1 protein-coding gene is annotated in these 510 nt (G+C 45.5%); it reads left to right on the top strand.

Annotation, left to right across the window (positions count from 1 at the left end; genetic code table 11):
- The coding region (locus AC3DEV_RS16755; protein ID WP_488372827.1) for a hypothetical protein at window positions 1–353 on the top strand (353 nt) is incomplete at its 5' end.
- Between the last annotated feature and the right edge of the window lie 157 nt (window positions 354–510).

Genomic DNA, 510 nt, shown 5'->3' with positions numbered 1-510 from the left:
ACAAGCTGGAAATGTTTTTCCGTGCCGATATCGCTCTTTCGCCATTGCTTGATGCCATTATTTCAGTTCCCGGATTTTGGTCGGCAGCGTCTCTTGCCTGTTTATTGAATACGTATCGTGACGGTTATATCAGAGATAACCAGGACGATATCGATAAAGCCATTACCGCCCAAATCAATGCCTGGGCCTTCAACAATCAATCCATCCTGAAAGAACGCGCGCGGCAGGCGATTGAGAACCCGCTTAAGCAGCCCGAACAGGGCACACAGTATCAGATCTGGGAAGACGACTGGATGATTGATGAGTGTTTATGCGCGATGTATGACGCATCATCCGAATCACCAGGAAAATAAAAATGATTAAATTCCGGCTTTATATTCCCCCTGTAATTCTCGGTTTTGTTATCGTACCATTATTGGTATGGCCGACGGTTATTGCCTTAGCCGTACTTATATTCACGTTAACTTTTCTGGCGGAAATAATATTCTCCTTTCCGCTCCTGGTTGTGCG

The sequence above is a fragment of the Dietzia sp. IBK-p2-15D genome, from assembly GCF_057773105.1.
Note: the sequence above shows the minus strand (reverse complement) of the source record. Positions and strands in the feature narration are given on the sequence as shown.